This window comes from Zoogloea ramigera (assembly GCF_006539865.1).
GTDB lineage: Bacteria > Pseudomonadota > Gammaproteobacteria > Burkholderiales > Rhodocyclaceae > Zoogloea > Zoogloea ramigera.
Map to the genome: position 1 here is coordinate 37620 of NZ_BJNV01000040.1, position 7803 is coordinate 45422.

The window sequence follows — 7803 nt, forward strand, 5'->3', positions numbered from 1 at the left end:
GTCGATCCAGGGTAAGGGGCAGTGTCAGGATTTGGGTGCCGTCGGCGGCAGCGGCTCGTCGGGCCCCGGCACGGGCGGCTGCCAGGCCGGCGCTGCGGGGGGCTGGGCGGGTGCTTGCGGTGGCGGCGGGGCTTCCGGCGTGGGCGGCTTCCTGCGCCGCGGGGTGGGCTCGGGGGTGGGCTCCGGCGCCGGTGCGAACAGGCCCTTCACCCAGCTCCAGCCCTGCGCCAGCCAGCCCGGCTCTTCGGTGGACACGAAGCGCACTTTGGCGTCGACGAGGCGGTTGGCCAGCGCGTAGTGAAAGGTGTCGCCGACCACCGGCAGCGCGCTGCGGGCGCCCTGGCCCCAGTAGTCGCTGCGCAGGGTGATGCGGTTGTCGTTGAAGCCGACCCAGGCGCCGCCCACCAGCTGCGGGTGCATCAGGATGAACCAGCCGTCGGTGTTGTCCTGGGTGGTGCCGGTCTTGCCGGCGAGGTCGGCGCGCAGGCCAAACTGGCGGCGGATGGCGCTGCCGGTGCCGCGGTCCACCACCCCGCGCATCACGTCGAGCAGGGTGTAGGCGGTCTCCGGTGCCAGCGCCTCTTCGGGCTCGGCGGGGGCGAAGGCCTCCAGCAAATTGCCGTCCTTGTCCTCGACGCGGGTCACCAGCACCGGCTCGAGGTAGCCGCCGCCGTTGGCGAGGGTGGCGTAGGCGGCGACCATCTCCCTGAGCGTCACCGGGCTGGTGCCGAGGGCCAGCGAGGGCACCTCTTCGAGCGGGCTCTGGCGCACACCCATCGCGCGGGCGAGGCGGGCCACCCGCGCCGGGCCGACGTCAGTCATCAGCTGGGCGGTGATGCGGTTGCGGGAATACACCAGCCCGTCGCGCAGGCTCACCGGCTGGCCGCTGGGGGCCGCTTCGTCGCTGGGGCGCCAGACTTCGCCGTTGGGCAGCGGGATCTCGACCTCCTGGTCCACCCGGGTGTCGGCGGGGCTCATGCCCTTGGCGAAGGCGGCGCCATACACGAAGGGCTTGAAGGTGGAGCCCGGCTGGCGGCGGGCCTGCTGGACGTGGTCGAAGGGGTCCTGCACGAAGTCGCGGCTGCCGACCCAGGCGCGCACCTGGCCCGTGCGCGGGTCGACGGCCATGAAGCCCACCTGCACCCGGGTCTTGTCGCGCTTGAGGGCGTCGATGAAGGCCTTGTCGGCGGCGAGCTGCTTGAGCGCTTCATCGGGGCTCTGGCCGCTGGCGACGGCAGCCCGGTAGGGCTTCGATTCGCGGATGAAGGCCTCCACCAGCGCCGGGCTGGCGCCCCAGCCCGTGCGCCAGGCTTCGTCGGCGAGGCCCTGCAGCTGCTTGCCGCGGCGCACCACGGCCTGGGTGGCCTGGGCCTGCAGGCGACTGTCGAGGGTGGTGCGCAGCACCAGGCCGTCGGTGTAGATGTTGTAGCCGCGGCGGTCGGCCCAGTCGATCAGCCAGCGGCGCACCTGCTGGGCAAAGTGCGGCGCCGGCCCGGGGGCTTCGAGCTGGCGTTCGAAGTCGATGCGCAGCGGCTTCTTCTGCAGCGCATCCAGGCGCGCCGGGTCGAGCCCTCCGCGGCGGGCCATCTGGGCCAGCACGGTGTTGCGCCGGGCCAGCGCCCGCTCGGGGTTCTGCACCGGGTTGTAATAGCTGTTGCCCTTCAGCATGCCCACCAGGGTGGCGCTCTCGAGCACGTCCAGGCTGCGCGCCGGCTTGTCGAAGTAGGTGCGCGCCGCCATCTCGATGCCCCACGCGTTGTACAAAAAGGGCACCGTGTTGAGGTAGGTCTCGAGGATCTCGTCCTTGCTGTACACCGCTTCGATCTTCAGCGCGGTGATCGCCTCCTTGAGCTTGCGGGTCAGTGTGGGGGCGCGGCCGATCTCGTCGGGGTAGAGGTTGCGGGCGAGCTGCTGGGTGAGCGTCGAGCCGCCCTGGCGCTCCCCCGAAAACGTGCGCAGCGCGGCGCCGCCGAGGCGGTAGAAATCAATGCCGTGGTGTTCGTAGAAGCGGTGGTCCTCGGTGGCGATCAGCGCGGCCTTCACCGAGGGCGCCATCTGCGCCAGCCCCACCCATTCGCGGTTGGCCCACTTGAAGACGGCGAGCTCCTTGCCGTCGGCCGACAGCACCCGCGCTGGCTGCTCCAGCCGCGCCTTGCGGATGTCGCTGATACCGGGGGTGAATGGGATCAGGATCAGGCTATAAAGAAGTAAGGACGCCGGCACCGCCGCCACGGCCAGCACCATGCCACGCCGGGTGGGCCGGCGCAGGCGGGCCAGCAGGGGCTGCAGACGCCGGGCAGCCCGGGCGGGGAGATCGGAGAGAGGCATCGGCGTAAATCAGCGGCGGCTCGGGGTAGCTCGGGGGGCTCACGGTGGCTGGCGTTGTATCACAGATCAGCCGCCGCCTCGCGGTGGGCCGGGGCGGGGTCAGGGTATTTACGGAGTCAAGCCCGCGGCGGGCCGACCGTAAAAATACCTATCCACCAGCCAGCGGCACCCGCGGCGCCGCATCGCACCAACACTTCGAGAGCGGGGTGAAGCCATGACCCACGATAGCGCAGCCGACAAGGACATTCCCCACCGTTTCTGGTTACTGGTGATGCTGCGCGCCATGGCCAGGGGGCACGCGCTGGTGGTCACCGGCCCCAGCTCCTTCCAGAGCTTCCTCGACGGCCTGCCCCATGTGGCGATCCTGTTCCAGTACATCCTCGACCACGAATGGATCGCCGAGCGGGAGTCACGCGACGGCATCCACTTCTACCGCCTGACCCAGCGCGGCTTCGACTTCTGGCGCGAGGGCGAGCAGTGGTGGCACAACCTCACCTGGCGAGACCGCCTGGTGGTGCGGCTGGTGGGCTGACGGCGCCCCGCCGCAGCCCGCGCGGGGTGATCGGCGGAATGTGGTAGCGTGCCGGCTTGGTCACGCAAGCATCCTCCATGGAATTTCTCGAACTCGACATCCGGACCCTCCTGCGAGCGCTGGTGATCGGCAACCTGGTCGCCATGGCCATGGTGTTCGCCTACAAGAGCCCCGGCAACCACGCGGTGCCGATGCGGCTGTTCGTGCTGAGCAGGCTGTTCCAGGCCGTGGCCTTCTGCCTGCTCAGCCAGCGCGGCGAGATCCCGCTGTGGCTCTCGGCGCACCTGGGCAACCCGCTGCTGTTCTCGGGTTTTGCCCTCGAGATGCTGGCCGTGGCGCGGCTGTGCGAGTCGAGGCTGCGCATGGAGAAACCCCTCGCCGCCTGGGTCATTGCCGGCAGCCTGACGTTCTGGGGTCTGGGCAGCACGCCGTCACTGCTGGTGGTCATTGCCAGCGCCACGGGCGCGGTGATCTATGCCATGGGCGGGGTGGGGCTGCTGGCCGCCAGCCGTCGATCAAGGCTGCAGCAGCTGACAGGCCTGATCTACCTCGGCTTCTGCCCGATCCTGCTGCTGCGCAGCTACCTGGCGCCAACCGACAACATCGGCGTGATGACCTCCCACACCATCCAGTCGATCATCTACATCATCCAGTTCTGCCTGCTGCTGGTCGGCACGGTCGGCTTCCTGCTCCTCATGAAAGAAAGCGACGACCAGCTGCTGGTGGAGAGCGAACAGCGCGAGCGGCAGCGGCGCATGCTGCAGAGCAACTTCATCGACATGCTGACCCACGAACTGCGGGCGGCCCTGGCGGTGGTGAAGATCTCCAGCAGCTCGCTCAAATGCCAGCTCACCGACCAGCCACCCGAGGTCACCCGGCGGGTCGACAACATCGGCCGGGCCACCGACTCGATGAGCGCCATCGTCGACCGCTGCATCGAACTCGAACGGCTGGACCGGGGCGAGCAGTCCATCCACCTCTCGGAGTGCATCCTGCTGGACGTGGTGACCGCCCTCGACGTGGTGTGCGGCCCCGACAACCCGCGCCTCCGCATCGAGCTCAACGACGTGGACAGCGTGCTGGCCGACCGCCACCTGCTGGAGGTTGCGCTGGGCAACCTGATCGACAATGCGCTCAAGTACGCCCTGCCCGGCACGCCCATCACCCTCCGCAGCGATGCCGAGCAGCGGGACGGCAAGCCGGGCTTCCGGCTCTCCGTCGACAACCAGGTCGCCGCAGGCAGCGCACCCGCGGCCGGGCAGGTTTTTGTGCGCTACTTCCGGGGCGCCAACGCCCACGACGTCAGCGGCACCGGGCTCGGGCTCTACCTCACGCGGGAGCTGGCCCGCCTGCAGGGCGGCGACGCGGACTACCGCTGCGGCCCCGAGGGGCGGGTGAGCTTCAGCATCTGGCTGCCGGCCCCCGATTACCCGCCGGAGGCCGAACAATGAGCGCGGGCGGGCGGCCTTCCGTGGTGGTGGTCGAGGACTACGGGATCCTCCGCGAAGAGCTGGTGCATTTTCTGGCCCTCAACCACTTCGACGTCGCCGGCGTCAATTGCAGCCTGGGCCTCGATGACTGGCTGGCCAGCCGGCCGCGCCCCCCCGACATGGTGGTGCTCGACCTCAACCTGCCGGGCGAAAGCGGGCTCGACGTGGCGCGCCGCCTGCGGGCCACCTACCCCACCCTGGGCATCGTGATGCTCACCGGCCGCAAGGAGCCCGCCGACCGCCTCAGCGGCTATGTGTCCGGCGCCGATGTTTACCTCACCAAGCCGGCCTCCGGCGAGGAGCTGCTGGCGGTGCTGGCCAGCCTGCAGCGCCGGCTCCGCCCGCAACCCAGCGCCGCCTGGCAGCTCGACCTGCAGCGCCGCACCATCACCAGCCCCGGCGGCGCGAGCAGCGAGCTGTCGGCCAATGAATGCGCCGTGCTGGCCGGCATGGCGCGGGCCCGCGAGCGGATCGCCGACTCGGCCGAGCTGCTGCTGCTGTGCTCGGGTGACAAGGACACGCTCAACAAGGGCTACCTGGGCGTGCTGCTGAGCCGCCTGCGGCGCAAGCTGGCAGAGGTTTCCACGGGCGCAGACAGCCAGCTGATCCGGGCCGTGCGCCGCAAGGGCTACCAGCTGCTGATCCCCATCGAGATTCGCTGAGAATCAACGCGGCAACGCCGCATTTTTCGACTTTATCTATATCAGCAGCCGATAATTCAGTGAAATATATTGAAATATTCGGCCAAGCCAGAGTGTTACAGTCGCGCCTCTCCCGATCTGCGATCGGCATAGTCTCATGCCGAAGGCAAAATCATGGCGCTGCTCGAATGGTCCTCCGCTCACGCAACAGGCAACCCGGAAGTCGACGGGGCCCACCGCCTGCTCATAGACCATGTAAATAGCATCGCTGCCCGCCAGCCGGCGGGCAGCCCCGAGCAGGACGAGCTGATCCAGGCCCTCGTCCAGCTGTACCGCATGATGTCCGACGCCGCCCGCTCGGCCGAAGCCGCCCGGCAGGCCAAGTCCCGCTACCTCGCCACCGTCAGCCACGAGATCCGCACCCCGCTCGACGCGATCATCGGCCTCACCCACCTGGCCGGGCTGGCGGCGAGCAGCGAACGGCAGCGCAAGCTGCTGCAGCAGTCGTCCCAGTCGGCCCAGCACCTGATGCAGATCACCAACGACGTGCTGGACCTGGCCAAGATCGAGTCCGGCAAGTTTGCGATCGTGCACGCCGATTTCAGCCTCGAGCAGGTCATCGACTCAGCCCTCGCGATGATCCGCCAGAAGGCCGACGACAAGGGGCTCGCGCTGGCGGTCAGCATCGCCCCGCCCCTGCGTGGCCCGGTCGTGGGCGACGCCCTGCGCATCCGCCAGATGCTGCTGAACTACCTGGGCAACGCGGTCAAATTCACCGAAACGGGCACCATCACCTGCCGCGCGGTGCCGCTTGCCGAAGCCGGCGGCCAGATCACCCTGCGCATCGAGATCGAAGACAGCGGCAAGGGCATAGACGCCGGGCGGCTCGCGCAGCTCTTCCAGCCCTTCGAGCAGGCCGAGGCCGGCATCGCGCTCAACAGCGGCACCGGCCTCGGCCTCGCCGTCACCCGCCGCCTGGCCGAGCTGATGGGCGGCAGCGCCGGCGCCACCAGCGAACCCGGGCGGGGCAGCCGCTTCTGGTTCACGGTGCAGCTGATGCGCGGCGAGCCCACCGCCCACACCGCCCCCAGCGGCAGCACCGACCTGGCCGCCACGGCGCTCCACGCGCTGAAGGCATCCTGCGCCGGCGCCCGCGTGCTGGTGGTGGAAGACGAGCCCATCAACCTCGCGGTGATGCTGGCCCTGCTGCAGAGCGCCTTCCGCCACACCCATTTTGCCAAGGACGGCGAGGGCGCCATCGCGCTGGCACGGCACACCCGCTTCGACCTGATCCTGATGGACATGCAGCTGCCCGGGCTCGACGGAGCCGCGGCCAGCCGGCAGATCCGGGCGCTGCCGCTCAACGCCACCACACCGATCATCGCCATCACCGCCAACGCCTGCGAGGAAGACCGGCAGACCTGCCTGGCCGCGGGGATGAGCGACTTTCTGACCAAGCCCGTCGCCCCCGAGCGGCTGTACTCCGCCGCCCGGCGCTGGCTCATGCCGGCCCCCGTGCCAAGCACCGGATGAGCGGCGCAGCCCCGCCCGCCCCGGGCCAGCCACACCCCGCCGACGACCATGCAAAGCCCCGAATGGCGATGATGCGCCTCGCCCTGTTGTACCTCGCCCCGGGCCCAGCGCTGGAGATCCTCACCGCGCTGCGCGCCGCGGGGCATAGCGTGCACGCCTACCGCGAGCCGCAACACCTGCTGCGCGAGCTCGGCCGCGAGACCTTCGACCTCCTGCTGATCGACGAATCGGCCTGCGAAAGCGGCCTGCAGCGCTTCGTGACGCGCCTGTTCGCGCTGGCCGGCGACGACACCGCGCTGATCTTCATCAACTGCCACGACAACGAACACCGGCTCGCCGATGCCCTGGCCCTGGGCGCCGACGACTTCATCCGGAGCGGCGTGGGCAGCCGCGAGATCGCCGCGCGGGTCGACGCCGTGCTGCGCCGCCGGCAGCCCCTGCGCTACCAGTCCAGCCTCGACCACCCACCCTACTTCTTCGACCTGGAAACCCGCGGCTGCCGTTTCGACGGCCACGAGATCACTCTGACCGACAAGGAGTTCGAGCTGGCCGTCTTCCTGTTCCAGAACCTCGGCCGCATCTTCTCGCGGGGCCACCTGCTCGACGCCGTCTGGCGCGGGCAGCACGCCCAATCGACCCGCACCGTCGACACCCACATCAGCCGCCTGCGCCGCAAACTGCAGCTCACCGACACCAAGGGCTACCGCCTCGCCTCCACCTACGGCAGCGGCTACCGCCTGGAAAGGTTCGAGCCTGGGCACGAAAAGCCCACCCCGGCTCGGGAACAGCCGACGGGAGCCGGGACAGGGGAATGCTGCCAGCCCTTGTGCTGAGGCGGGGCAGGCAGGGCGCAGCTTGAATGCGGGGCGCCTGGACTGCCCTGGCACCGACATCCGCAGAAATTCACCCAGGCCTCGACGCCCCTGTACAAGGGGCGACTTCAGTCGCCCGCGGACGTGAAATCGGCGACCAGCCCCGATCAACCAGGGCCTGTGCGGCTGAAGCCGTCGACCGGGCCTCCCGCGTGGTGGCCCAGGTTGAACCTAGAAACGGCAGTTGGACGTGCCTGCTGGCGCGTCTGGGCGGGTGTCTGGCGCGAAGCGACAACGCCGCAGGCTCATGCCTGCAAGGCGGAGCGACAAAGCCAGCCGCCCACGCAGGCGTGCCAGCGGGCGTGTAGCGTCCTCACCCTCCGGGTGAGCGTCGGCGAAGGCACTATCGCAAGTGTTCATACGGCTCTCGAGATTGCGGAAAGCGGTCAACTGCCGTTTCTAGGTTG

At 69.4% G+C, this 7803-nt stretch carries 6 protein-coding genes; 5 read left to right on the forward strand and 1 reads right to left on the reverse strand.

The window, feature by feature from the left end:
* Positions 1-24 precede the first annotated feature (24 nt).
* Positions 25-2328, reverse strand: coding sequence for a penicillin-binding protein 1A (locus ZRA01_RS12065; RefSeq protein WP_281279875.1), 2304 nt, complete (start codon positions 2326-2328; stop codon positions 25-27).
* A 214-nt stretch (positions 2329-2542) separates the two neighbouring features.
* Here ZRA01_RS12065 and ZRA01_RS12070 point away from each other — a divergent pair, with 214 nt between their 5' ends.
* The 5 genes from ZRA01_RS12070 (at position 2543) to ZRA01_RS12090 (ending at position 7357) form a co-directional block, all read left to right on the forward strand.
* Positions 2543-2860, forward strand: coding sequence for a hypothetical protein (locus tag ZRA01_RS12070; RefSeq protein WP_141352498.1), 318 nt, complete (start codon positions 2543-2545; stop codon positions 2858-2860).
* A gap of 77 nt (positions 2861-2937) precedes the next feature.
* Positions 2938-4311: a sensor histidine kinase gene (locus ZRA01_RS12075; RefSeq protein ID WP_141352500.1), complete on the forward strand. Its 1374-nt coding sequence runs from the start codon at positions 2938-2940 to the stop codon at positions 4309-4311.
* Complete coding sequence (locus ZRA01_RS12080; RefSeq protein ID WP_141352502.1) at positions 4308-5012, forward strand: response regulator transcription factor; 705 nt, start codon at positions 4308-4310, stop codon at positions 5010-5012. The genes ZRA01_RS12075 and ZRA01_RS12080 overlap by 4 nt, the downstream gene beginning before the upstream one ends.
* Before the next feature lie 153 nt (positions 5013-5165).
* Positions 5166-6524, forward strand: coding sequence for a response regulator (locus ZRA01_RS12085; RefSeq protein ID WP_141352504.1), 1359 nt, complete (start codon positions 5166-5168; stop codon positions 6522-6524).
* A gap of 62 nt (positions 6525-6586) precedes the next feature.
* Complete coding sequence (locus tag ZRA01_RS12090) at positions 6587-7357, forward strand: response regulator transcription factor (RefSeq protein ID WP_170182965.1); 771 nt, start codon at positions 6587-6589, stop codon at positions 7355-7357.
* The last annotated feature ends 446 nt before the right edge of the window (positions 7358-7803 follow it).

What these genes read in the sequence shown, in the direction of transcription:
- ZRA01_RS12070 (WP_141352498.1), top strand. Translation starts at nt 2,543, where the DNA reads ATGACCCACGATAGCGCAGCCGACAAGGACATTCCCCACCGTTTCTGG.
- ZRA01_RS12085 (WP_141352504.1), top strand. Translation starts at nt 5,166, where the DNA reads ATGGCGCTGCTCGAATGGTCCTCCGCTCACGCAACAGGCAACCCGGAA.
- ZRA01_RS12065 (WP_281279875.1), bottom strand. Translation starts at nt 2,328, where the DNA reads ATGCCTCTCTCCGATCTCCCCGCCCGGGCTGCCCGGCGTCTGCAGCCC.
- ZRA01_RS12080 (WP_141352502.1), top strand. Translation starts at nt 4,308, where the DNA reads ATGAGCGCGGGCGGGCGGCCTTCCGTGGTGGTGGTCGAGGACTACGGG.
- ZRA01_RS12090 (WP_170182965.1), top strand. Translation starts at nt 6,587, where the DNA reads ATGGCGATGATGCGCCTCGCCCTGTTGTACCTCGCCCCGGGCCCAGCG.
- ZRA01_RS12075 (WP_141352500.1), top strand. Translation starts at nt 2,938, where the DNA reads ATGGAATTTCTCGAACTCGACATCCGGACCCTCCTGCGAGCGCTGGTG.